Annotated in this window: 25 protein-coding genes; 18 read left to right on the forward strand and 7 right to left on the reverse strand. The window is 54.3% G+C overall.

Annotated elements, in window-relative coordinates; all coding sequences use genetic code 11:
• The first annotated feature begins 68 nt into the window (after positions 1–68).
• From QNH46_RS03120 to QNH46_RS03130, 3 genes are read left to right on the forward strand one after another with little or no spacing between them, the layout of a single operon-like run.
• Positions 69–1,004, forward strand: coding sequence for an ABC transporter ATP-binding protein (locus QNH46_RS03120; RefSeq protein ID WP_283926884.1), 936 nt, complete (start codon positions 69–71; stop codon positions 1,002–1,004).
• An 18-nt stretch (positions 1,005–1,022) separates the two neighbouring features.
• On the forward strand, positions 1,023–2,213 hold the full coding sequence (locus QNH46_RS03125) for an ABC transporter permease (protein WP_283926885.1): 1,191 nt from the start codon (positions 1,023–1,025) through the stop codon (positions 2,211–2,213).
• Positions 2,206–3,363, forward strand: a complete 1,158-nt coding sequence (locus QNH46_RS03130; RefSeq protein WP_283926886.1) for an ABC transporter permease — start codon at positions 2,206–2,208, stop codon at positions 3,361–3,363. The genes QNH46_RS03125 and QNH46_RS03130 overlap by 8 nt, the downstream gene beginning before the upstream one ends.
• A 165-nt stretch (positions 3,364–3,528) precedes the next feature.
• Here QNH46_RS03130 and QNH46_RS03135 read toward each other — a convergent pair whose 3' ends face one another.
• Positions 3,529–4,020, reverse strand: coding sequence for a CcdC family protein (locus QNH46_RS03135; RefSeq protein WP_283926887.1), 492 nt, complete (start codon positions 4,018–4,020; stop codon positions 3,529–3,531).
• Positions 4,021–4,161: 141 nt separating this feature from the next.
• Here QNH46_RS03135 and QNH46_RS03140 point away from each other — a divergent pair, with 141 nt between their 5' ends.
• Positions 4,162–4,596, forward strand: a complete 435-nt coding sequence (locus tag QNH46_RS03140) for an Rrf2 family transcriptional regulator (protein WP_213591019.1) — start codon at positions 4,162–4,164, stop codon at positions 4,594–4,596.
• A 29-nt stretch (positions 4,597–4,625) separates the two neighbouring features.
• A complete protein-coding gene (locus tag QNH46_RS03145; RefSeq protein ID WP_283926888.1) occupies positions 4,626–5,783 on the forward strand; it encodes a lactonase family protein in 1,158 nt (385 codons plus the stop codon).
• A 430-nt stretch (positions 5,784–6,213) separates the two neighbouring features.
• Here the strand turns inward: QNH46_RS03145 and QNH46_RS03150 are convergent, their stop codons facing one another.
• Entirely contained in the window at positions 6,214–6,375 is a 162-nt protein-coding gene (locus QNH46_RS03150; RefSeq protein ID WP_283926889.1) for a hypothetical protein, read from the reverse strand.
• A 430-nt stretch (positions 6,376–6,805) separates the two neighbouring features.
• On the opposite strand from QNH46_RS03150, the gene QNH46_RS03155 reads away from it, so the two are divergent.
• The 4 genes from QNH46_RS03155 (at position 6,806) to QNH46_RS03170 (ending at position 10,122) form a co-directional block, all read left to right on the forward strand.
• Complete coding sequence (locus tag QNH46_RS03155; protein ID WP_283926890.1) at positions 6,806–7,834, forward strand: sulfate ABC transporter substrate-binding protein; 1,029 nt, start codon at positions 6,806–6,808, stop codon at positions 7,832–7,834.
• A 73-nt stretch (positions 7,835–7,907) separates the two neighbouring features.
• Complete coding sequence (gene cysT, locus QNH46_RS03160; protein ID WP_283926891.1) at positions 7,908–8,738, forward strand: sulfate ABC transporter permease subunit CysT; 831 nt, start codon at positions 7,908–7,910, stop codon at positions 8,736–8,738.
• 235 nt (positions 8,739–8,973) lie between these two features.
• Complete coding sequence (gene cysW, locus QNH46_RS03165) at positions 8,974–9,834, forward strand: sulfate ABC transporter permease subunit CysW (RefSeq protein WP_283926892.1); 861 nt, start codon at positions 8,974–8,976, stop codon at positions 9,832–9,834.
• A 63-nt stretch (positions 9,835–9,897) separates the two neighbouring features.
• Positions 9,898–10,122 (forward strand): YezD family protein, encoded by a 225-nt coding sequence (locus tag QNH46_RS03170; RefSeq protein ID WP_213591023.1) that lies wholly within the window; start codon positions 9,898–9,900, stop codon positions 10,120–10,122.
• Between the two features lie 117 nt (positions 10,123–10,239).
• On the opposite strand, the gene QNH46_RS03175 is transcribed toward QNH46_RS03170, so the two are convergent.
• Positions 10,240–11,196, reverse strand: coding sequence for a hypothetical protein (locus QNH46_RS03175; protein WP_283926893.1), 957 nt, complete (start codon positions 11,194–11,196; stop codon positions 10,240–10,242).
• Between the two features lie 288 nt (positions 11,197–11,484).
• Here QNH46_RS03175 and QNH46_RS03180 point away from each other — a divergent pair, with 288 nt between their 5' ends.
• From QNH46_RS03180 to QNH46_RS03205, 6 genes are all read left to right on the forward strand, one after another.
• The gene (locus tag QNH46_RS03180; protein WP_347342989.1) at positions 11,485–11,898 is read left to right on the forward strand and encodes a DUF421 domain-containing protein; all 414 of its coding nucleotides are present in this window, start codon (positions 11,485–11,487) and stop codon (positions 11,896–11,898) included.
• A gap of 1 nt (position 11,899) precedes the next feature.
• Entirely contained in the window at positions 11,900–12,319 is a 420-nt protein-coding gene (locus QNH46_RS03185) for a GNAT family N-acetyltransferase (protein ID WP_283926895.1), read from the forward strand.
• Between the two features lie 40 nt (positions 12,320–12,359).
• Positions 12,360–13,214 carry a sulfite exporter TauE/SafE family protein gene (locus QNH46_RS03190; RefSeq protein WP_430691876.1) on the forward strand — a complete coding sequence of 285 codons (855 nt, stop codon included), beginning with the start codon at positions 12,360–12,362 and terminating at the stop codon, positions 13,212–13,214.
• Positions 13,215–13,217: 3 nt separating this feature from the next.
• Positions 13,218–13,601, forward strand: a complete 384-nt coding sequence (locus tag QNH46_RS03195; RefSeq protein ID WP_283926896.1) for a DUF1634 domain-containing protein — start codon at positions 13,218–13,220, stop codon at positions 13,599–13,601.
• 402 nt (positions 13,602–14,003) lie between these two features.
• Complete coding sequence (locus QNH46_RS03200) at positions 14,004–14,642, forward strand: NAD(P)-dependent oxidoreductase (protein ID WP_283928336.1); 639 nt, start codon at positions 14,004–14,006, stop codon at positions 14,640–14,642.
• Between the two features lie 306 nt (positions 14,643–14,948).
• Positions 14,949–16,637, forward strand: a complete 1,689-nt coding sequence (locus QNH46_RS03205) for an NAD(P)H-hydrate dehydratase (RefSeq protein WP_283926897.1) — start codon at positions 14,949–14,951, stop codon at positions 16,635–16,637.
• Positions 16,638–16,790: 153 nt separating this feature from the next.
• On the opposite strand, the gene QNH46_RS03210 is transcribed toward QNH46_RS03205, so the two are convergent.
• On the reverse strand, positions 16,791–17,714 hold the full coding sequence (locus QNH46_RS03210) for an SDR family oxidoreductase (RefSeq protein WP_283928337.1): 924 nt from the start codon (positions 17,712–17,714) through the stop codon (positions 16,791–16,793).
• A gap of 71 nt (positions 17,715–17,785) precedes the next feature.
• On the opposite strand from QNH46_RS03210, the gene QNH46_RS03215 reads away from it, so the two are divergent.
• Both QNH46_RS03215 and ssuE read left to right on the forward strand, forming a co-directional pair.
• Entirely contained in the window at positions 17,786–17,995 is a 210-nt protein-coding gene (locus QNH46_RS03215) for a hypothetical protein (protein ID WP_283926898.1), read from the forward strand.
• A 218-nt stretch (positions 17,996–18,213) separates the two neighbouring features.
• Complete coding sequence (gene ssuE / locus QNH46_RS03220) at positions 18,214–18,768, forward strand: NADPH-dependent FMN reductase (protein WP_283926899.1); 555 nt, start codon at positions 18,214–18,216, stop codon at positions 18,766–18,768.
• A 650-nt stretch (positions 18,769–19,418) separates the two neighbouring features.
• Here the strand turns inward: ssuE and QNH46_RS03225 are convergent.
• From QNH46_RS03225 to QNH46_RS03235, 3 genes are read right to left on the reverse strand one after another with little or no spacing between them, the layout of a single operon-like run.
• Positions 19,419–21,179 (reverse strand): hypothetical protein, encoded by a 1,761-nt coding sequence (locus tag QNH46_RS03225; RefSeq protein ID WP_283926900.1) that lies wholly within the window; start codon positions 21,177–21,179, stop codon positions 19,419–19,421.
• Between the two features lie 46 nt (positions 21,180–21,225).
• Positions 21,226–22,176 carry a hypothetical protein gene (locus QNH46_RS03230; protein ID WP_283926901.1) on the reverse strand — a complete coding sequence of 317 codons (951 nt, stop codon included), beginning with the start codon at positions 22,174–22,176 and terminating at the stop codon, positions 21,226–21,228.
• Positions 22,173–22,322, reverse strand: coding sequence for a hypothetical protein (locus QNH46_RS03235; protein ID WP_213591034.1), 150 nt, complete (start codon positions 22,320–22,322; stop codon positions 22,173–22,175). The genes QNH46_RS03230 and QNH46_RS03235 overlap by 4 nt, the downstream gene beginning before the upstream one ends.
• 299 nt (positions 22,323–22,621) lie before the next feature.
• Here QNH46_RS03235 and QNH46_RS03240 point away from each other — a divergent pair, with 299 nt between their 5' ends.
• Positions 22,622–24,430, forward strand: coding sequence for a VWA domain-containing protein (locus QNH46_RS03240; RefSeq protein ID WP_283926902.1), 1,809 nt, complete (start codon positions 22,622–22,624; stop codon positions 24,428–24,430).
• The last annotated feature ends 17 nt before the right edge of the window (positions 24,431–24,447 follow it).

The following is a 24,447-nucleotide window of genomic DNA, read 5'->3' on the forward strand; positions in this document are numbered from 1 at the left end:
CTTACGCGGGAAGCGAGGCCTGATACAATGACTACAGAGTCAAAGATGCGTGGGAGGGCGAAAGCAGGATGGCATTCGTAGAAGTAAACAATGTCGTAAAAAGATACGGAGACAAATTGTCCGTCGATCACTTGAATATGACCATCGAAGCCGGGGAAATATTCGGGCTCCTCGGCCCAAACGGAGCAGGGAAGAGCACGACCATGAACATGATCGTCGGGCTGCTGCCGATGGATCAAGGCAGCATTACGGTTGACGGAATCCCTGTCAAGGAGCGGCCGCTCGATGTAAAGCGCAGAATCGGGCTCGTTCCCCAGGACCTGGCTTTATATGAAAATATGTCTGCGGCGGACAATGTAACGTTTTTTGGCCGATTGTACGGCCTGCGGGGAGGGGAGCTGAAGGAGCGGGTGAAGGAAGCGCTGCGGTTTGTCGGTCTGGAGGAGCGGGCCAAGCAGCTGCCGCATACGTTCTCCGGAGGGATGAAGCGGAGGCTCAATATCGCCTGCTCGATCGTCCACCGCCCGAAGCTGATCATTATGGATGAGCCAACCGTGGGGATCGACCCCCAGTCACGGAATCATATTCTGGAATCGGTACGGGAATTGAACCGCATGGGTTCGACAGTAATCTATACAAGCCATTACATGGAGGAAGTCGCCTCCTTATGCGACAGGGTAGCGATTGTCGATCAAGGCCATGTCATTGCCTGCGGGACGGAGCAGGAGCTCCGGGAACGGGTCGCCGGCGAGGAGAAAATCGTTATGACGGCCTCCGGTTTAGGGGAGGCGGTATTGTCCGAGCTGAAGCAGCACCCGCGGATCACCCGGATTCTGGAAAATGAGAATGCTCTGGAACTGTACACGTCTTCTTCGCAGAACGAGCTGCAGGACATTCTGTACATTTGCGCCAAGCATGACGCCGTGATTCATTCTGTAGTATGCGAGCAGCCGACGCTAGAGACGCTGTTCCTCAATCTGACCGGGCGTACGCTGCGGGATTAGGGCTAGGGGGGATACGCTGTGAAGCTATGGACAATCGCCTGGTTCGAGCTGCGGATGCTTACGCGGACGCGCGCCGTATTACTGAACTTATTTTTGCTGCCGATGGTGCTTATATTCATTCTGGGCAACGCCCTCTCCAGCAATTTTAAAGACGAGGCAGAAGCTTCGGTGGAGCAGGCCAGGGTCTTGATCGTAGAGCCGAATACCGGGGGAGCTGTACAAGGAGAGCTTGAGGTGGGATTAGGGCTTCGCGAGTTTTTGAACAGTCCGGAAATTAAACAAAGAATGCGGATTGAAAAGACCGTGAGCCGCGAAGAAGCGGTTGAAGCCTTGACCCGGGGCGAAGCAGATTTCGGCGTCGTCATTCCGTCTGATTTCGAGGAGCGGGTAACAGCGGGGAAGGAAGCGCAGTGGGAGTTCATTCCCGGAAAAGACAGCATGAAAAATTACGTCGCCCAGATGATCTTCCATGCCTATTTGGATGAGGTCAACCGGATGCAGGCAGCGATCATCGCCCTAGGCCCGCAGGGCATTGGAGAGGCCATGGGAACGATGAGCGGGCTGGAGGCGACGTATGTGGAGACCGCCTCGTTGAATGAAGGGGGCGAGACGTATTCCGCTTTTCAATACTACGCTGCCGCGATGCTGATCATGTTCCTCCTGTACTCGGGACTGTCGGCCAGCATCAGCTTATCCGAAGAGAAGCGCAAGAAGACGCTGTACCGTTTAAATTCGATGCCCGTAAGCACGCTGGAGATATTTATGGGAAAAATCGCCGGGAACAGCCTGGTCGCTTTTTTACAGGCTGCCGTCATTATTTGCGGAACGTCATGGTTCTACGGTGTGGACTGGGGCCGTCATCTGTGGATGCTGGCGCTGACCTGTCTGCTCATAGTGATCGCCTCCATGATGCTGGCCGTGATCATTACCTTGTTAACCAAATCATCCGCGGCTGCCCGTTCGGCCGTCGTGACGGTCATCGTCGTCATGACTTTTCTGAGCGGGGGGTTCCAGCCGCTGCCGATGGAGATCATTCAACGGATGGGCGAATTTACGGTGAACCACTGGGCAATGCAGACCATACTGCGTTTGATGCTCGGGGCGGATCCGGGCGAAGTGATGCATTACTTGATGATGCTGGGCTTATTCTGCGGCCTGCTGCTTGCCGCTGGCATCGTTTCATATCGGAAGGTGGGTTATCATGAGTAGCTTGACGATTGCCTGGAATGTCATAAGACGAACGATCGGCACCAAAAAAGGGCTGCTCGGCTACATCTTGCTGCCGTGCGTCGTTATCTCTCTCGTCATCGCCCTGCTGGGGCAGGAAGAAATGACGCTGTCGCAAATCGCGTACGTGGACCACGATCAGGGGTTGGCCAGCGCGTTCCTGCTGGAGGAGCTGGCTGACAAGCCCGGCTATGCCTTAAAGGAATATGAGGATGATGCGGCGATGAAGGATGCGCTGCTGTCCAAACAAGCCGCGATAGGCTTTGCCATCCCGGCTGGGTTCACCGAAGGAGTCCGTTCCGGACGCCTCCCCAAGCTCCAGGTATATGATCTGGCAACAAGCGAGGCGACCTTTACCCTCAGAATCAACCTGGATGGGCTTGTACGGGGGATGGTGGCTTCCGCAGGGATGGTTAGGACTGCGGCCGGCGAGGGCGGACAGGACAGCGCAGCGCTGGCCGATGTGTTCCGGGAGACGGGAAAACACCGCGTAACCGCCATCGATCAGGGACTTCGGCTCTACCCGAAGGAGGGGCTTAGCACGGTCACCGGCTTTACGCTGTTGTTCCTGATGAGCTTAATCAGCAGCTCGGTGACGCAAATTGTGGAGGACCGCAGCAAGCGGACGATGGCCCGCATATATAGCGCACCGGTCAGAGCGTGGGAGATCGCTGCGGGCAACTTCCTTGGCAGCTTCTTTGTCGGCCTGATCCAGATTACGGTCGTATTGATGCTCAGCCGCTGGGTGCTGCGATATGATGCCGGCATCCCGCTGCATTTGCACTTTATCGTACTGGCCGCGTTTATGCTCGTAGCGATGGGCATCGCAAGTGCGGCCGCCGGATTGATTCGCAATCCGCAGAACGCCGGGATGCTGAATAATCTGATCATTACCCCGACCTGCATGATTGGGGGCTGCTTCTGGCCGATTTCCTTCATGCCGGAATACATGCAGAAGGCAGCTAATTTCGTGCCGCAGAAATGGACGATCGAGGCCATCGAGCTGCTCTCCTCAGGAAGCAGCCTGAAGGGAGTCGTTACTCCGCTGCTCATCCTGGTGCTCATGGCGTTCGTGCTGCTGATCATCGGTTCGGCGATCCTTCGCCCCAGTGAGGGGCAGGCAAGGGCATAAGGATGAGGGTGTATATTACGGCATCACAAAAACAGGTTATCCCGTTGACGGTCGGCGTCATCCGGATAACCTGTTTGCCGTTCAAGGACGCGGCAGAGAAAATGTAGTGGAAAAAGATTGCATCCCTATATAAAATTTAATATGTTGGAAAGAAGCTTGGATCGGTCAACCGGCATGAAGCTGTCCTGTAATGCGGCGGTATTCCTTAAGCATGAACAGCCGCCAGCGGAGAATCATTCCGTAGGCCAGCAGGAAAAATACGGAGCCCGTCTGAAGCACGGAGATATACTGCTCTACGACTTCATGCAGGACGAGTCTCAGTGCAAGCAAGCCGATCAGGATATAGGCAAAGCCGCGGGTGCGTCTGGCGTATACCTCGCCGTCAATCAGTTCGAATTGTGTGCTGCGATTCAGCGGGTAAGAGAAGAATAACCAACCTACGGCAAAGGCGACGGCGCCCCAAAGAATCGGGATATGGAATTCAGGAACGATGAACATCCCGAAGCCGGTAGTCATGCCTAGCGGCGGAATAATGATCTTCTTGACCGTTACGGGCCTGCGGCTGGCTTTTAACCGGATAAGCAACGCGAGTGCAGCCATAACGATGGCTCCGACGGTTACAAAAACCTGCATATAAGAAGGAATGGTGATATTCATAGAATGTCCCTTTCTTGAACATGTGTAGTTGGCGAGACCATTATAACATAAATCACATACGGAAAATAAAAATGAGCCCAAGGCTCGCGAAATCATCGGCGCGCCCGTGTTTCAAGGATATGACGGAAAGGGGAAAGGAATATGAACAGCGAGTTTACAGTTGCTCTGCATTGCCTTCTTTTTTTGCATATGAATGCCCATTGCATTGCTAACAGCGAGAAAATTGCGGCGAGCGTGGCTACGCATCCTGCCCGTGTCCGCAAGGTGCTGAGCCTGCTAAAGAAGCAAGGGTATGTGTCGACGAAAGAAGGAGTGGGCGGCGGCTACTTGCTCAGCGCCGATTTGAATGCCATCAGCCTTGGCGACTTGTACCGCCTGTTTGCGAGAGGCACCCTTCAGCCAGGCTGGTGCTCGGGCAGCCAGGAATCGCCCTGTCAGGTATCCTCGAAGATGCGTGAGGTCATGGACCGGATTTTTGCCGGAGGTGAGGATCAGCTTGAACGGTATTTTGACGAAATCAAAGTATCCCGCGTAAAGGGATTGCTTCAGGAGCTGCGGGCTGAGGCAGGTTCGTAAATCAACCAACCAATAGGGGGAGAAAGTCTATGAGTATCTTTAAGCCAGAGGAACAGTATTTCTATGTTGGGGGTTACTCTTCCCGAGAAGAAGCGGGGATCCATCTTTGCAGCTTAAATACGGACAGCGGAGAGCTTCGTCTCCTTCACGGCACCTCAGACATCGAGAACCCGTCTTTTCTTATCGTAGCGGATAAACAACATGCAGGGCGTCAGGCGGCTGCACACATCATGCAGAAACATGAAAGCGATACCGCGGAAGATTCGGCCAACCCTGTTAGCCCGGCAGCTGAGGGAACGGGAACAATGCGGCTATATGCTGCTTTGGAATGCGAGGAAGGCAAGGTCGCTGCCTATGGCATTAATCCGCAGGATGGCAAGCTGAATCTGCTTGAAACGGTGCGTACGGAGGGTGCAAGCCCGTGTCATTTGTCGCTGTCTCCTTCCGGGCATCTGCTTGTCGCCAACTATTCCAGCGGCCATGTCAACAGCTTTGAATTGGATGGGGAGGGGAGCCTGGCCCAAATGGCGGCGGCTGTTCAGCATGTCGGCAGCGGCTTTCGCCAGGATCGCCAGGAGGCAGCTCATGCCCACAGCGTAATCCCATCCAAGGATGGCAAATATGCCTTCGTGTCCGACCTGGGTCTGGACCAGATCGTCGTTTACAGAGTGGAAGACGGCAAGCTCGTTACGCACCGCGAGGTGGCGCTGCCGCCTGGAGCGGGGCCAAGGCATTTCATTATCCACCCGTCCGACACATTCGCTTACGGCATCAATGAGCTGAACAATACAGTGACCGTGTTTGCGTACAACCCAACCCATGGTATTTTGGAAATTATTCAGCATATAAGCACTTTGCCCGAGGACTTTGCCGAAGAGAGCTATGCGGCGGACATTCATCTGTCGCCGGATGGCAAATATATATACGCATCGAACCGTGGCCATGACAGTATCGTCCGTTTCAGGCTGGACGCTTCGACCGGACAGCTCAGCGCCCCGGAGTGGACTAGCGTTGGCGGAAAGTGGCCGCGCAACTTTGCTGTCCTGGACGACTATGTGCTCGTGGCGAACCAGTTTAGCAACAGCATCACCTTACTCGGCCGCGACCGGGCCACCGGCAGCCTATCGCCTGCCGACAGCGTGCTGGAGGTGAAAGAGCCTTCCTGTATCGCGATTGTTCCGCGGTAGCACGCTGATCTGTGGCTTGATTGGGGTACAGGTATCTGTGAAGTGAGATGTAAGTTGGTGGCAGGTAGCAGTAGTGGACTAGTGTGGGTAGTGGCTTAGCTAGTAGTAAGTAGTGAGTTGGTTGGTGTGCGAGCAGTGGTTAGCTAGTATGCAGTGGCTGGGCATATGTGAACCTAACGGACACAGGGGGCGCTATTTGCGAAATAACGGGAAATTTAGAGGGCTAACGGACCTGTGTTCCGCTATTGCTCCCAAAAGCATGTTTCTGGCAGTCCATTTGGCCAAATAACGGAACCAGGGTCCGCAAGCACCGATGAAAGAGGGCTATTTCAACAAATAGCGGATCTCCTGTCCGTTAGGAAGCATCCAATTCCGAGGGGGCCGCGGCATCAATTACCGCCGAGCCCATCAGTCTCATCAGTCCCCTCAGTCATTGGCTCATTAGACTCATCAGCACACCAAACACACCAAACACACCAAACACACCAAACACATCAAACACATCAAACACATCAAACACATCAAACACATCAAACACATCAAACTCACTAGCCCCACCGTTTCCATCAACCCACCAATCTCTAAACCTCATGAAGCTACGCCCCCACCCCCCCCCGCTGAAGATTTAAAGACAAGGCCATCCGGCCTTGTCCTTTTTTGCATACCTAAATTAACTAATGCCCCCCAAAATGTGCTTCACAAGGGAATATAAGCTTCTCTTATAGTTTTTTAATGCATTTCCAATAAAAGTGTTTGACAAGAAAACCCAGCGCATATAGAATACAATCATAGCATACTAAACAGGTAGGAATAATAAATAAAATAATGTTCTCACCGTACGGACGGAGGAACGCTCTACTTGCCTTGGCAGACACGGTAGCAGTTCGGTCTGACCGTAGGGATAGGGCGTTTCTCTTTCTATTTTGCTAGGCAGTTGACATGAGAAGCAGTTGAGGCACATCGAGCATTTCTGCAGAAATAATGACAGGTTTCTTAAAGAGAGATGGGGAGAGTGAGTGGTTATGAAAAAGGTGTTGAAGCAAGGGTTGATCGCAGGTCTCGTATTGGCGGTATCGCTGGTTGCCGCGGCTTGCGGAAATTCGGGAAGCGGGGCCAAAGAGGTCAACCTTCTTAACGTATCCTACGATCCGACCCGGGAGCTGTATACCGAGTTCAACAAAGCATTTGCTGCTCATTGGGAGAAGGAGAAGGGCGAGAAGGTATCGATCAAGCAGTCGCATGGCGGATCAGGCAAGCAGGGCCGGGCGGTGATCGACGGTCTCGATGCGGATGTCGTGACGCTGGCTCTTGGTTATGACATCGACGCGATCCAGCAGGCCGGATTAATCGATGAAGGCTGGCAGCAGAAATACGAGCATAACAGCTCGCCATATACTTCGACGATCGTGTTCCTCGTTCGCAAGGGCAATCCGAAAGGTATCAAGGATTGGGATGATCTGGTCAAGGACGGGATCGAGGTCATTACGCCTAACCCGCAAACCTCTGGCGGAGCGCGCTGGAATTACCTTGCGGCATGGGGCTATGCCCTGCACCAGAACAACAATGACGAGGCCAAAGCTCAAGAGTTTGTAAAGAAGCTGTATGAGCATGTTCCGGTACTGGACAGCGGTGCCCGCGGAGCAACCACGACATTTGTGGAGCGCGGACTCGGGGATGTGCTGCTGGCTTGGGAGAACGAGGCTTGGCTGTCCGTAGAGGAGCTTGGCCCGGATAAGTTCGACATCGTCTACCCGTCGGAAAGTATTTTGGCTGAACCGCCTGTAGCGGTAGTTGATAAAAATGCCGATAAAAAAGGCACCCGCGAAGTGGCCGAGGCATATTTGCAGTACCTGTATTCGGAGGAAGGCCAGACGATTGCAGCGGAGAATTATTACCGTCCTACGCTGGATAGTGTAAAGAGCAAATACAAAGATGCTTTCCCGGAAATCAAGCTGTTTACGATAGATGATGAATTTGGCGGATGGGCTGAGGCACAACAGAAGCATTTTAGCGATGGCGGCATATTCACGCAAATTTATGCGCCGAAATAAACCGACCGCACAAACGGAGGGGCATTCCTGCGGTGATCGAGCGGGATGCAACGGATGGAAAGGATGAACCTGCATGCACAGTAGCACTTCAAAGCGCGGGGTGCTTCCCGGCTTCGGGATCACGATGGGTTACAGCGTACTATATATCAGTTTGGTCGTATTGATTCCGTTATCTGCGCTGCTGCTAAACTCTACGGGTCTAACCTGGGAGAAGTTCTGGGATGTTGCGACAGATTCGCGCGTACTTGCTTCATATAAGGTCAGCTTCCTCACCGCGGCAGCGGCTGGACTGATTGATACCGCACTCGGTCTGCTGATCGCGTGGGTGCTTGTTCGATATGAATTTCCCGGCAAAGGATTGTTCGATGCGATGATTGATCTTCCTTTTGCCCTGCCTACTGCGGTTGCTGGAGTATCGCTGACGGCGATTTATTCGGCGAACGGCTGGATCGGCTCCCTGTTTGAACCCTTGGGGATCAGAATCGCCTTTACCCCGATCGGCATCACCCTGGCGCTGATGTTCATAGGGATTCCCTTTGTCGTCAGAACCGTTCAACCGGTGCTCCAGGAGCTGGATGCCGAGGTTGAGGAGGCGGCCTCCACGTTAGGCGCCAGCCGGTTCCGGACGTTCCGCTCCGTCGTTCTGCCGGAGCTGATTCCGCCGCTGATGACGGGGTTTGCCCTAGCTTTCGCCCGGGGGATCGGGGAGTATGGCTCAGTCGTCTTCATTTCCGGCAACATGCCGATGAAGACCGAGATCGCCCCGCTGCTCATCATGTCGAAGCTGGAGCAGTTCGATTACGCGGGGGCTACAGCCGTGGCTCTCATGCTCCTGATCATTTCTTTTGTACTGCTGCTGCTCATCAACTCTTTGCAGCGGAGAGTACGCAAGACGGCAAAATAGCAGGGGCATAACCGCCCGCCTCCAATGTCTCATCGCTTTTACTGTCCAAAACGTGATGCCATGATACGGGTCATGTAAGGGATGTATGGCGATGTTAGACGGCAAGGCATATGAAACAGGAAATATCGATTTGATGATCAAGCGATGAAGCATTCCGGTGATGAAGCAATCCAACGATTTGGCATTCAAGCGATCATCAAGCATCCAGTATTAGTATTCGGGGAGGTATCAGGAAATGGCTGGCTCTGTACCGCTATCTGCCAAGAAGCCATCCACGGTCAGGCAGCGCAAGGTGAATGAATCAAACACTGTCAAGTGGATTCTGATTGGGGCGGCAGTTTTGGTGCTGCTGTGGCTTATCGTTCTGCCATTGGTTGTCGTTCTTAGCGAAGCCCTGAAGAAGGGCTGGGAAGTATATATTGAGGCCATCCGCGACCCGGATGCGCTGTCGGCCTTGAAGCTCACGCTTCTCGTCGCCGTTATCACCGTGCCGCTGAATACGATTTTTGGCGTCGCCGCGGCCTGGGCCGTGACGAAGTTCAAATTCCGCGGGAAGCAGCTGCTCGTCACGCTGATCGATTTACCTTTTGCTGTATCTCCGGTAATCGGCGGTTTGATCTACGTTCTGGTCTACGGTGCCAACGGCTGGTTTGGCCCATGGCTCGAGGAGCATAATTTGAAAATTATTTTCGCGCTGCCGGGAATCATTTTGGCCACCTTATTCGTGACCTTTCCCTTCGTTGCCCGCGAGCTTATCCCGTTAATGGAGGATCAAGGACAGCAGGAGGAAGAGGCGGCGGTAATGCTGGGGGCACGGGGCTTCAAGATCTTCTGGAAAGTAACGCTGCCGAACATCAAATGGGGTCTGCTGTACGGCATCATATTGTGTAATGCAAGAGCGATGGGGGAATTTGGCGCCGTATCCGTCGTCTCCGGGCATATCCGGGGCGAGACCAACACGCTTCCCCTGCATGTGGAAATTTTGTATAACGAGTATCAGTTCTCGGCGTCGTTTGCCGTAGCTTCCTTGCTGCTGTTATTGGCGCTCGTGACCCTGATATTCAAAAGCTGGTTCACACGAAAAAGTCAGCATTAATGTTGTTTTTCATGAAACGAAATAATTACAGGCTGAATTGCCGAGGAGAGGGAGGCAGTAAGTATGGCAAAACCATTGAAGGTTGACGATGTATGGTTGGATCGGATTGCAGGGTTGTTAGACGAGATGGAATTCGGGTCGCTCAACATTGTCGTTCATGAAGGACAGATTGTCCAGGTAGAGCGTACAGAGCGTAAACGGTACGAAATGGGAACCTCCGGCGCTGCCAAGTCCTCCGGGAGCCAGCGTAACGCGGCCCGGCCCTTGCGTCAGTCAGGAACTAGATAAATAAATTATAGCGATATGAAAAAGAGACAACCCCGATTCCGGTGGCTTCGAGGTCGGCAGACCTCGGAGGACAGCAGATATCGGGGTTATTTTGCCTGCGTTCGCGAAACGGATGCATCATTCCGGCGGAGAGTTTTTGGACTTCGCTGCGGAATCCATCTCAAGGCCGGGCAAATCCGTAATTTGCTCCTGGAGCAAGGCTAGTTCGTCCTCTTCAAAATAATGGCCCACGAAGGGGCGCGACTTGCGCGGCTTGCTGCGGCTAAAACGAAACCCAGACAGGAATAGCAGCAGCTGAAGTGTAAGAACATACGGTGCCCAGGCTAAACCTATGAAATGGAGCAAAGCAGCCAAACCGATCGCCACGGCTAGCCAGCGCTGCAGCAAAGAACTGGACGTCTCCCTGCGTCCGCCTCGGAGAAATGGATACACCACGATCAGCGAGAACAGGCAGGAGAGGAAGCGAGACCAGACATACAGCCCAGCCCAGCGTTCTTCTTGCATCTGACTCGCCAGGTCCAGCGAGCCTAGGAACCACAGGATCAAGATAAAGAGGCTTAAGGTAAAAGCGAACGGCAGCGCATGCTGGATCTGCTGCCAGACCGTCCAGCCCCAGCCCGGCTTCTCCGCGCGGCCCAGCAGCGCGCTGCGCTCGTCCATCAGGCGTTCGGTCTCGCGCTCAATCGTTCTAAGCAGCAGCGAGAGGCGCGTGCTGTCGCGTTCCTCCATCATATAAGCCGCGATTTGTGCGAGTAAATCTTCGGTGACGTAGGGCGCGGCTTTGCAGGCCAGCAGCTTATCGACCAGCGCGGCATGCTCGGCTGAGGACAGTCCGCGCTGGCTGCCTGCTTCCCGGAGGAGCATCCCCGTGGCTGCGGTGTACAGCTCCAAGCTGCGGTGCAAGCGGTCAAGCCGAACATTAATCCGGTAGGCCGTTCTTCGCTTGGAAGCGCCATATTGCCACGCAAATATGACGACCGCCGGGGCTATAATTATGGCTGCCGGGGTATACAATTGAAGCCACGCGATCCAATCCCAGAGAAACACCCGTACCACCCTTTCGATATTCCTCATTCCACTATTGCATACGTCAGGTGCGTTTTTCAAGCGCCAGAATTGAAAACAACGAAGCGCAATTTTTTTGCAAATCAAGATCCTCCTAAAGGGGTATATAGAGAGCACTACCTTACTTTTGGGGGGGGATTCTCATGGTTATTGGAAAAATCGCGCTGAAAATATTTATCGGCTTCGTCGGGCTGTGGGTACTGACACGCCTGCTCGGGAAAAAGGAAATTTCCTGAAAAAATATCGCAGAAGCTGAAGCGGACCCGCGGCTTTCTGGACGGGAAGCCGTCCATCATCATCCGCGACGGCAAGGTGGATCTTCGGCATATGCGCCAAAACGGACTGGACTTCGATCAGCTGCGCATGCTGCTTAGACAGCATGAAGTCTTCTTCATAAGCGAGGTCGCTTATGCTATATTTGAACCTAACGGAACGCTTAGCGTGATGAAGAGGCCGCAGGAGGAAGCAATCAAGCGTAAGGACCTCGGCTTGGACACCTTCAATGAGAAGGCGTGCCTGTCTTACTGCCTGGTAGAGAACGGCGTGGTCGACCGCACAAGCCTGCAAATGATCGGCAAAGACGAAGCCTGGCTGCAGCGGCTGCTGGAGAAGAGCGGTTATGAGCGGCTGGAGGACGTGGCCTATGCGGAGTGGAAGGAAGACGAGGACCTTTACGTGGTGCCGCAGCAGCGGAACAGAAGGGAGAATTAGAGTGGAGCGGGAGCAAGTTCGTGTAGTAAGGGAGATTCCGGATGCTGGAGATTATGCGGCCCTAAGAAGCCAAGCGGGTTTAAGCCCGCGGAGCGAGCAGGGAATCAGGGTCGGCTTGGGCAACTCTCTTTTTGCGGTATGTTTGTATGCTGGAAATGAGCTCATCGGCATGGGGAGAGTTGTAGGCGATGGGGGCTGTTTTCTGCAAATCGTGGATATCGCCGTGCGTCCGGATTATCAGGGGCAAGGGCTTGGAAGGCTCGTCATGGACGAAATCATGGCCTATCTGGCTAGAGAGGCGCTGCCGGAAGCCTATGTCAGCCTCATCGCCGATCAGCCGGCAGACAGGCTGTATTTGAAATATGGCTTCCAGTACACGGCACCGGCGTCTCTCGGGATGTATTTGAGGATATCACAATAGCGCAGCATGAGCTGAGCTTGTTGCATGATCCCCTGAACTGATGAATAAAGGAGATGTCTGTTTGACTGCCACTGTCATTGAAATTTTGTTGATTGCCATCCTGGCCGGAATTGTAGGCTCTATTCTCGGTCTTGGCGGTGGAATCGTCGTTACTCCGGCACTGACACTGCTGTTCGGAGTGGAAATTAACCATGCGATCGGAGCCAGTCTGATTTCGGTTATCGCGACTTCCAGCGGCTCGGCCGTAGCCTACATAAGAGACCGAATCACGAATGTGAGGGTAGGCATGTTCCTGGAAATTGCCACGACGGTAGGGGCGATTACGGGAGCGTTCCTCGCGGCGTTAATTGCGCCGAATTTCTTGTATTACATTTTTGCCCTGCTGCTATTGTATTCGGCTTATGCGATGGTGAAGAAGGGCAAGGAGGAAATCCCCGTGAACGTCCCGCAGCATCCCGTGGCAGAGAAGCTGGGGCTTGGCGGAGAGTACTATGATAAAGCGCTTGGCAAAAATATTGCCTATAACGTGGATCGGGTGTACGAAGGTTTTGGCGTCATGTACGGCGCCGGCGTAGTATCCGGACTGCTCGGCATCGGCAGCGGAAGCTTCAAGGTGATGGCGATGGACGTTTTTATGAAAATGCCGCTCAAAGTATCGACGGCGACGAGCAACTTCATGATGGGCGTTACTGCCGCGGCTAGTGCGGGAATCTATTTTCTGCGCGGCGACATCATTCCTGTCATTTCGGCCCCGGTGGCTCTCGGTGTGTTGATCGGGGCGACAATCGGAGCCAGGATCATGCAGCGGCTGAAAAGCAAAACGATTCGCAAGCTATTCATTCCGATCATGATCTACGTAGCCTGTCAAATGATCTACCAAGGATGGGGGGCGTAACCTATGGCAGAGCAACAACAAGCAAGCCGTCAGGACCGGGCGGCGGAGGTCGAAATCGCCATCAGCAAAATGCTGCGGATCGGCATCGTGCTGGCCGGCCTCGTGATCGTCGTCGGCCTAGTCCTGTTTCTCGTTACCGGGGACAGCGGTTATCCCGGGGATACCTTCCCGACGAGCCTGCCGGAAATTTGGCGTGGTATCGTGGAGCTGAAGTCCGTAGCCATTATCGAGGCCGGCTTGATCCTGCTCATCCTGACCCCGGTATTCCGCGTCTTCGTCTCCATGTTCGCGTTTATCCATGAGAAGGACTACAGCTTCGTGCTGATATCGATTCTCGTGCTGGTCATCCTGGCCCTCAGTTTTGCGCTCGGCAAGGTTGGAGCCTAGTTTGGGCTGGAGCAGCTTAACAACTTGATCTAGCGCAGGGCTTAACTTTTGGTTAGCACAGCTTAACTACTTGATCTAGCATGGCTGCACATGTTGGCCTGGAGCAGTTTAGCTTCTTGATCCAGCACGGCTTACTTTAAACCGAAAGCAGTTTAATTTGATGGTGCAGCACAGCTTTTGCTTCATGCCCACCCGCTTTACACACATCCGCTTTATGCACAAAGCCTCTTCCGCTAAGCAGGAGACTGACTTTTTTCCGCAATCGAGGGCGTGGTCAGCTCCTATGCACCTGGAAGAGGCCCTTTTTGTTGTCCGGGGTTGCCTGCGACGTTTGAGCCGAGGCGGTTTGTGATAATTATAATAGAAAGCATCATCAAAACCAGAAGAGAGAAGGCGTTCGAAATGAAAATCGTCATTTACGGCGGTACGGGCACGATCGGCAAGGCCATTTTGACGGAAGCGCTGCGGCGCGGACATGAAGTGACAGCCGTCGTTCGCAATACATCCAAGCTTGAGGCTGAGGCGGGGCAGGAGCGGCTTCATTTGCTGACCGGAGATATTTTGATGCCAGAATCGATTGCACAGGCCGTGGAGGGGAAGGACCTCGTCATTAGCGCATACGGCCCGCAGTTTGGAGAGGAGGACGAGCTCCCGGAAGCAGCCCGTTCCTTGGTGGAGGGGGTAAAGCGGGGAGGCGTCCGCCGTTTGATCGTCGTGGGCGGAGCAGGGGGATTGGAAACAGAATCGGGCGTTCAATTGATGGATACCCCGGAATTTCCGGAGGAAATCCGGCCTTTGGCGAGAGCGCATGAGGAAGCCTATCACGTCTACAAAGCCTCCGATTTGCTGTGGACGGTATTAAGTCCAGCAGCTGTCATTGAGCCGGGCAAACGCACAGGGCAATTCCGGATTGGCCTGAACCGTTTAGTTACGGACGAAAGGGATCAGAGCCATATTTCCGTAGAGGATTATGCGGTGGCTTTGCTGGATGAAGCCGAAGACCCGCAGTTCCCTGAGGCGAGATTTACGGTTGCATATTAGTTCAGATTAGTAGCGGTGTAAAATTAGTTCTATTATTTAAAGCGTCTGCTGATGTGAGATGTTCGGGATGGGCAGGAAGGCGTTGGCATACTTATGATGTAAGCACTCAATCAGGATGCTGCAATAATGCAGGTTGTTGAGGGCAGACCTGGATGAACAGTAACAAAGCCGGATATTGCGGACAGGCCTACGATGAACAGCAATAAAGCAGGATGTTGCTGGCATGGCTATGATGAATAGCAATAATGTTGCTGGCTTGGTTATGATCAAAAGCAATAAGGCAGGTTAGCAGGCAGGGGGGTAACAATGCAGCTGGTAACTTCGGAACAGATGAGGGAGATCGATCATTACACGATAAAAATGCTGGGCATTCCGGCGATGGTTTTAATGGAAAACGCCGGACGGGCCATCGCTGAGGAGGTGCTGGCTTATTGCCGGGCCAACAGCCTGCGTACAACCGATGGCCGCCAATCGGCGGAGCATTCCGAATGGGGATGGAAGGGGCAGAAGCACCCGGCGGACGCCAAGGATGGTGCCTGGCAAGCTATCCAAGCGACCCGGGAGGTGATCCGCTCGGATGCAGGCGATAGAGAGGCGCTGGCCGGGGAATGTTGGCTAATCCTGATTGGCAAAGGCAACAACGGGGGCGACGGGCTGGTCTGTGCCCGTCATTTGGCGGACGCGGGTCTTGGTGTCCGCCTGCTCTATGTGGAGCCGCCGGAATCGCTTCGCGGGGATGCGGCGGCGCAGCATGCGATCGCGGAAAGGCTGGGCCTGCCGCGATCGGTATACACGCCCGGTGAGGCCGGGACTTTCTCCGGCTGCACCGGGATCGTGGACGCGCTACTCGGCACGGGCGCGAAAGGGGCACCGCGAGGGGCTTACGCTTCCCTGATCCGCGAAGCGAATGGAAGTGGTCTGCCGATCATCGCGGCAGACATCCCGAGCGGCCTTGACGCCGATACGGGCAGCCTGCACGACCCGTGCATCCGGGCCCGGAAGACGGTTAGCCTGGCCTTTATGAAGGCGGGGCTGACCCAATATCCGGGAGCGGAGGCGGCTGGGGAGGTCGTGGTGCGCTATATCGGCATCCCGGCTGCATTGCCTCCGCATGTGCCCGGGGCAGGGCAGCTGCTGACCGAGGCCTCGCTGCAGAGCGGGCTCGGCGTCAGCGTGGACCGTATCCGCCAGGCGGACGGCCATAAGGGCACGTACGGGCACGTGCTGCTGGCCGCGGGCAGCCTGCCGATGAGCGGCGCGGCGCTGCTCTCGGCCAAGGCCGCGCTGCGTGCCGGCTGCGGGCTGGCCACGTGGGCGCTGCCCGCAGCGCTGCTGCCGCACACGGCAGGCGCCGTGCCCGAGCTCATGACCGCCCCGGTTCCCGACGACGGGAACGGGGCGTGGAGCGAGGCCGCCGCAGGCGAAGTGCTGCGGCTCATGCAGGCGCGCGATGTGCTCGCCATCGGCCCGGGGCTTGGCCGCTTCCCGGGCGAGGCGGGCTTCCTGCGCGCCCTGTGGGAGGGCATCCCGCGTCCGCTTGTCGTGGACGCGGATGCCCTGAACATCCTCGCTGCGGCCGGAGGCCTGGCAGCGTGGCAGCGCCGGGACGCGGCGACGGTGCTGACGCCGCATCCCGGCGAAATGGCCCGGCTCGCCGGGCTGAGCACGGCCGAGGTCCAGCGGGACCGCCTCGGCCTGGCGCGCCGCTTCGCCGTGCAGCATGGCGTGACGCTGGTGCTCAAAGGGGCCCGCACGGTCGTTGCGGACCCTGACGGCAGCGTCTACGTCAACACCACCGGTCACCCCGGGATGGCGACCGGAGGAAGCGGCGATGTGCTCACTGGCATCATCGCCTCGCTGCTGGCCCAAGGCCTGAGCGCGATTCAAGCCGCTGCGATGGGCGTTTACCTGCACGGCCTGGCCGGAGAGCGCGCCGCCTCGGCGCGATGGACATCCGGCTCCCTGCTTGCCGGAGACATCATCGAGGCGCTGTAGCGCTTGAGTTGCAGGGCGATAGGCATTGCAACGCTTGCAGCCCATCGCTGGTAATCTGCCGCCATAAGCGGTAGTCCCGGCTCCCGGCACGCAGGAAAAGCTAGCCACCCGCGGCAGGCCGTTAAAGCGGTCAACCAGGGGAATGCCGCTGCTCTATGTCGTAACCATTGCTCCACCGTTTACATGGACGACTTCTCCGGTAACGAAGCTGGAATCGCTGCTGGCGAGGTATACATAGGCGGGAGCCAGCTCATACGGCTGAGCCGCACGTCCGATAGGCGCATCCGTACCGAAGACGGCAACCTCCTCTGCGCTGAAACTGGAGGCAATAAGCGGCGTCCAGGTCGAGCCCGGCGCCACGGCGTTGACGCGAATGCCGTAGTCGATCAGCGAGAGCGACAGAGACCGGGTGAACGAGACGATCGCCCCTTTGGTCGATGAATAATCGATCAATGTCTTATGTCCTTGATAGGCCGTGATGGAGGCGGTGTTAATAATCGAGCTGCCTCGGCATAAATGGGGCAATGCGGCCTGAACCATAAAGAAAAACGGAAAAATATTCGTTTGAAAAGTCTGATAAAGCTGCTGCTCTGAAATATCAGCAATGCTTTGCTGAGGATATTGTACGCCGTGATTGTTGACCAGAATGTCGAGTCTGCCAAAGGTGGAGATCGTTTTGCGGACGACGGCTTCGCAGTTTTGCTTGAACCGCAGATCGATTTTGATAGGGAGGCAGCATTGGCCAAGCTCTTCAACACGGGCTTTGGTCTCCAGGGCGTCCGATGTTTCCCACAAATAGGGGATCACGACGTCCGCTCCTTCTTTGGCAAAAGCGATTGCAACCGCCCGGCCGATGCCGCTGTCTCCGCCAGTGATAATGGCGACCTTGCCTTTCAGCTTGCAGCTGCCGCGATAGTTTGGATTTTCCGAGATCGGACGGGGATGCATCAAGCTTTCCAGGCCAGGCTGATGCGGCTGATGCTGGGGCGGGAAGGCGATGGGCTGTTCTTTGCATACGGTTGTCTTGGCATAATACGGGTAAACGGGGTTGCCGCTGTCTCCTGGATAAGGATGCATGTGCTGCCCTGCCGTCATGGGAAGCTCATGATCCGCGGGATGTGCCATGTGCTTGTGGCCGTGCGCCGCTATTGGGGCATTCAGATGCATCGGTAAAGCCGGAGTTATCGGGGTTACCGGGCTTATGGGATTTATTGAATTCATTGGGTGCATTAAGTGCATTAAGTGCATTGGGGGCATTGAATGTGTTGAGTGCGCTGAGTGTATGGAACTCATTGGATTCATCGGGTTCAACAGCAAAACCTCCAAAAATTAATCATAATAATTCTTCTGGAGTATGAGTATGCGTATGCCTAGGCAAGGGTGCCGATGATTGACTTTGGACGAAAATATTGATAGCATTTTTAGTAAAGTAGAGTTGATTGGTCGGAATTAAATCGATGGAAGCTCACACTGCGAACGCAGGATTAGATCACAACGGATAAATTAGCTATGATAGAAACTAGCTATGATAGTAAGTAGCGAACGACAATGAACCTAAGGAAAGGAGAATATAGATATGCCAAAGGTAACGATTATTAATGGCACTCCTACGCCCGGCTCCCGTCTGACGGCGATGATCGAGCTGGCGGATGAGCTGCTGCGGAAGCAGGATTTCGAAGTGAATCATGTGAATGTGGGCGAGCTTCCTCCGGAGGATCTCATCCATACGAAGTTTGAGAGCGAGGCGATCGTGAAGGCGAACGGTCTTGTGGCCGAAGCGGATGCCGTCATTATCGCCAGTCCGGTGTACAAGGCCTCCTACACGGGAGTGTTGAAGACCTTCCTGGATCTTGTCCCGCAAAAAGGCCTGGCAGGCAAAATCATCCTGCCGCTCTTTATCGGCGGAAGCCTTGCGCATCTGCTGTCGATCGATTATTCGCTTAAGCCGGTGTTATCATCGCTTGGGGCGCGCCATATTCTGGGCGGGGTATACGCGGTAGATGCCAATATTGCCCGTACAGAACAAGGCGGCTTCGACGTCAGTGAGGAACTGGTTACGCGGCTGGAGGATAACGTGGCCGAACTGGTCGAGGAGACCAAACGGCGCATCCAATATGCGGCCCTAAAGTAATCTCAGCAAACTAAAGTTAAAAAGCTCTAAATCATTCGTAATGAACGATTTAGAGCTTTTTTGAGTTTGTTGGAACCGCAAAAATGATGCAATAGTGCAAGATTTTTTTATTTAGGGCCGCCCATGATCCGGTTTCTTGGAAACCACTGAATTCAGGGTGATTCCAAAGAAACTGGGCAAGTAACTTGTACCGTATACATTTTCTTCGCCTTCCACGAGGAGTTCAAGTAATCATTCACTGGAAAATCAAAATCTAAATGTATTTTATACATCTAGTTAAGCTCTTTTATCGAAAAAACATGCGCTAAATGCAAAACATGCAGTTAGTTTGCCAGAATGGAGCGATTTCGTCGAAATCACTTAAAACTAAATGTAGGTTTTGCAGCTAGTTCCCTTTAACACGGCTAAAACCGATGAACTAACTGCATGAATTACATCTAGTTACCTGCTGATCCTTGCCATCTAGGTACAGTCACAATCAGTGCCGGACCATCCTAGGAGCAGTCATACAGTCATAATCAGTGCCGGACCATCGAGGACAGTCGAAAATCAGTAGTTTAATTTACTGGAGAGAAAGACTCCAGTTCAATTAAGGGGCTACTGAGGCTACCGCACCATTCATCTAAGGAACCGTGAGATTATCCAGTATTTTATTGATTCACGGACTCCACCTTGACGACAGGGATGCGTATGAATCGTCCCGCAGGCTGGCCTACGATGATAGAATCATCAGGCGAGCTGGTGTACTGCTCTTCGGTTGTCCCGCTTTCCTGGGATTCCATATAATGCTCGGTGTAATGCGTAAAGCGCCCCGTGACCGTGGCTTTTCCTTCGTAGAAGGTGAAATCGCCCTGCAGCATGATATAGCTATTCTGGCCGAAGGCGAGCACTTCTCCGGTCCCCGGGGAAGTGATGGTGCTGGTGAAACGGACCAGGGTGCCGGGATAAAAGGCGACGTCATCGGCGGAAATATCTACGTAGGTCTGCTTGACTCCGGTAAACTCAAAGTGATCGCCGTAACGGACATAGATGGCCGTCTCACCTTCGCCTTCACCGTGCGGATTCACGACATGCAGCGTGTCGTCATTTTCAACAATCAAGTCGTCTGCTTCAAACGAAAACAATAGCTGGATGCGATCCTCCAGCACTTCGAAGGCCATATACGACGCCTCACGCGCAGCCGAATCTGCCTCGATGACCACCACAGGGATGCTCGAGGTGCTCAGAACCGGGTCAATGCGCAGACTGTGGATTTGCGCATGGACGTCCAAGTCGCGATTCGATAAAATCTGCACACCTTCCTCGCTGTTCATCCGCCCGAAAAGCAGCTGGTTGCCTGCGTCGATCGCGGCGACGTAAACGCTCGAGCCGAATTTTTTCGTGCCGCCCGCGACATGCCTATAGCTCTCCCCGTCGCCGTAAACCGGCAGAAGCCGTACAGGATCGGCGGCTACCCAGGCCAGCTCGGTTGCGCGGATTTCCGCTTTCGTATCCTGGTAATTGCCGAGCGCCCTATACAGGTCGATCGCTTCCTGATAATTTCCGCTGGCCGTGCTTCTTTTGGCGGAGCGGAGCAGCTTGGCGATTCCGTCTTTGGCGTAGGCCAACACCTTGGAACGCGGGCTTGCGGAGCTGGCGAACGTCTCGAATTGGCGGGAATGCAGGGCAAAGGCGGCGTAGTCCTTGTTGTCCCAATCTTGTTTCAGCAGGGAATCCATTAATTCGTTCGTCTTGGCGATCACCCATGGCGCGTCGTGTTCATGGGCTTCGTATTGCTTCACCATGGATGAAGCGTTCTGCAGCATGGCCTCGACATATCCGCTGGCAATGATCCGCTCCAGCTTGGTTTCATCATATTGCTGGAATACCGCATTCAGCTGATCGAGCCATTCCTGCTCCGTTCCGAAGAAGTGGGCGGGCATGCGCAGCAGCTTCCATTTGAACGACTCATCGTCATAATGGCCTTTCTCTAAATTGCGCTTTGGCTCCTCCAGCAGGACGGTGCGGAATTGTTTGAAATAATCCATGAAGCTTTGCGAAATGCCGTAGTGCTCAGAGATCTGCTTGTAGTACTCGCTGTACGGCCCTTCGGGCGTCATGTAGCTGCTGCGGATCTCTTGAAGGCCAGCATAGGCGTCCATCAGGCGCTCGAAGTCGCCTCTCCCGGCTGCAGCGGATGCCTGGTCCAGGACGCCGGACAGGTTTTCCTTCATAGCGGTGATCGGCGCCAGCTCCTCCAGCCGGGAGGAGACGAGTTCCTCTTTATACTGAATGGTCTTGTTACTCCGCGCTTTCTGGAATAAAGTCTCGGCGTCGATCAGATTTTGCTCCTCATATAAGGCTTCCGCTTGATCGATCGTGCTGAGCTTCTGGGAAATTCCTATTCCTTTGTATATCAGCAGCGGAATCATTAATACACATAATACAATGAGCAGATGATGCAGGGTTAACCATTTTTTATACGTCATGGATGTTAGACCTCGGCTTTATTTGTTGAAAATCGGCATCCCACTGGTATTTCTCCTCATAGATCCGCGCCGTCTCCGCTTGGAGAGCGCCCCAGTTCAAGTCAGGATTCTCGGTGACGATGCGGTACAGCCGGAGGAACCGGTCCTTGGGCAGCTTGCGGGCATAACGGGCCAGGAATCCGGAATAGGCCAGCACATAGCGTTTCATTCGTACTGCTGCGCCAGCTACTCCGGCAAGAATGTCATCCCCGTCCCTCATCGCCGTAATTTGCTGCTCGTATTTAATGACATATTGGAAGGTACGGTCTTTGATGAGCTCCCGCTTGATTTTGGCCAGCTCGCCGATATAGGAAGCCAGCTCGGGGTCGAAATCCTCGAGCAGCAGCGGCTCCAGCTCCAGATCCATATCCTTGCGCAGCACAAGGGATTGCAGGAGGAGAATTTGCAGCTTGCGAATATGATCGTTGCGAATGATAACGGCGACTTCGCGCATCAATTCATAGGAACGGGCCTCGTTCTCCTGCGCGGCAGCGATGTCCAGATTGCGTACGAGGCCGTTTGCGATGCGGTCCCGGTCGCGGACGAACATTTTGCTCAGCTCGATAGAGGTCCGGCTCGGCAGCGCCTTGCGCCTTACAAATAAGAGAAGAGTCATCAGCGCAGCCCCGGAGACCGCCGAAATGGCGATAAACTGAAAGGTCGGGCTGAATGCGACTGCAATCAGCGTCAGCAGCAGAGTGAGCAGCAGATCATTGCTCAAGGAGCGCTTCGCCGCGCGCAGCGCCAGCTCCTGAACGGGAAGCAGCGCCGGTTTGCCGCAGGTCGTGCAGTTCTCCTCCATAAGTACGGTATAGTTATGGCAATTTTTGCAGCATCTTAACTTTTCATAGGCATATTTCGTTTTTATTGGAGGGCGCAGTACAATATTTTTCTTTTTCATGGCACTCTCTCTTCATGGTTGATAAGCTGCAGCAATTGGGCGTCAAGCTCCTGGGGAGCGACGATACGATCTCTGCGCGTGTAATAGAGCACGGACTTTACAATGGCAAACAGAAACAAAAGGGTCAGGCATCCGTATGTAACCATATGCGGCTTCCTTTCGTAATTGAATTATGAAGGTATTAATTATATCATATGGACAGCGATCGGCTTGGTAGATTTTGACGAAACATAGGGATGAATAATTTCAACCTCTTAACCTTTTTTTAAGGAATATTGATTACAATTAGAAAAACTCATCGAAGCAATCCAAAGTAGCCAGACCGCGATTAGCGGTAATTTTTCTTGCGATTATAGAATTATTCAGCTTCGCTTGAAAACTATACATCTTGGATAAAGCTCTAGTACAATTATACTACCTGAAACCAGAATAAAGGAGCACGATTATGCAGAAGCGTAATAAGCAGTCTTTACGTATATTAACGGCTTTTATGGTCTTTTGGTTACTCGTTTCTACGCTGGGCTCCGAGATATACGGAGCGGCGCCGGCCGCGCAGGGGAGCCAGCCCGGCTCGCGAATCGACGCGGTGCTCGTCATCGACGTCAGCAACTCTATGAAGACGAGCGACTCGAATAAAGTCGGCAATGAAGCGATGAAGATGTTCATCGATATGCTGTCCGCGCAGGGGGATAAGGTAGGCATTATCGCCTATACGGACAAAGTCCAGCGGGAGAAGGCGCTGCTTGAGATCAAGACCCCCGAGGATAAGCAGGATCTGAAGGATTTCATCGATGGCCTCGACAGGGGGCCATACACCGATATCGCAGTGGGGATCAAGGAAGCGGTCAAGGTGCTGCAAAAAGGCTCCGATCCGAACCACGAGCCAATGATCGTCCTGCTTGCGGACGGCAACAATGATTTCAACAAAAGCTCCGGGCGTACGCAGAGCGCATCCGACCAGGAGCTGAATCAAGCGGTCGAGGAAGCGAAGGCAGCCGGCATTCCGATCTATACGATCGGGCTGAATGCCGACGGCAAGCTGAACAAGGCGCCCTTGGAGGACCTTGCGAACCAGACAGCCGCCAAGTCCTTCTCGACCAGCACGGCGGATGATCTTCCGCGCATCCTTAGTGAAATTTTCGCCAGCCATCTGAAGCTGAAGATCGTGCCGATCCAGAGCATGACGGGGACCGGCAGCTTCCAGGAGGTTACGGTCAACGTGCCGAATGCGAACGTGCTCGAAGCGAACATATCGATCATGTCGGCGCAGCCGGTCGAGACGGAACTGGTGAACCCTGCCGGGGATAAAATAGCGGTGCCGTCGGACGATGTGCTGCTGTCGAAGTCGAAGAGCTATTCCCTCATTAAGCTGCTGAGTCCGGCCGAGGGCGATTGGAAGCTGCGGGTCAAGGGAGCGTCCAAGGATAAAATCGACATTAACCTCGTCTTCAACTACGACCTGGAGCTGGAGATGGAGCCAATAGCGGCGGGAAGCCATAAACCCGGCGACAAGGTGCAGATCGGGGCGTATCTGACGAGTAACGGCCAGAAGCTGCAAACCGCCGAGCTGTACAAGAACATGAATGCCGTGCTGCTCGCGAAGGATCTGGACAGCGGCAAGACGGAGGAAATCAAGCTGAACAACACGGGCGATAAATTCGAGGGAACGTTCGAAATTCCCGAAGCCCATGAGTATGAGCTGAAGGTGCGCGCCGAGGAACGCAGCTTCTACCGGGAGTCCGAGCCGGTAACGATCAGCGCCAAAGCTGCTTCCGGAGGAGCGGCGGCGAAGCCGGCAACGCCAGCGGCACCTGAAGAAGAAAAGCCGTTTCCGTGGCTTACCGTCGTCATCTCGGCCATAGCCGCAGCTGTTCTTGCGGCAGCCGCTTACTTCATTACTGCAGCCGTGAAGAAAGCGAACCGCGGCTTCGTCGGGCAAATCGTGATCGAAATCCGCGACGAGAATACGCATGAGAAGTCATTCCCGCAATATAAGAAATTGACCGCCTTCAAGGGCAAGTTCAATTTGCACCAGCTGCTGCAGCTTGCGCCGGAGCTGAAAGAGACGGAGAAAGTCGTCTTTACCCCGGCGAAGGGAGACCGGATCACGCTTCGCAACGGTTCAGCCGCCCCGGTCGAGAAGTCCGGACGGGTTGTGGATGCAAGCGCGGGACTGGAGCTGAAGAGCGGAGACCGGATTACGCTGCCGCTGCAGCATATCGATAAGACGATTTTCATAGAGTACCTGGTATAAATTTGAGGAGGAAACGT

The organism is Paenibacillus woosongensis, from assembly GCF_030122845.1.
Lineage (GTDB): Bacteria > Bacillota > Bacilli > Paenibacillales > Paenibacillaceae > Fontibacillus > Fontibacillus woosongensis_A.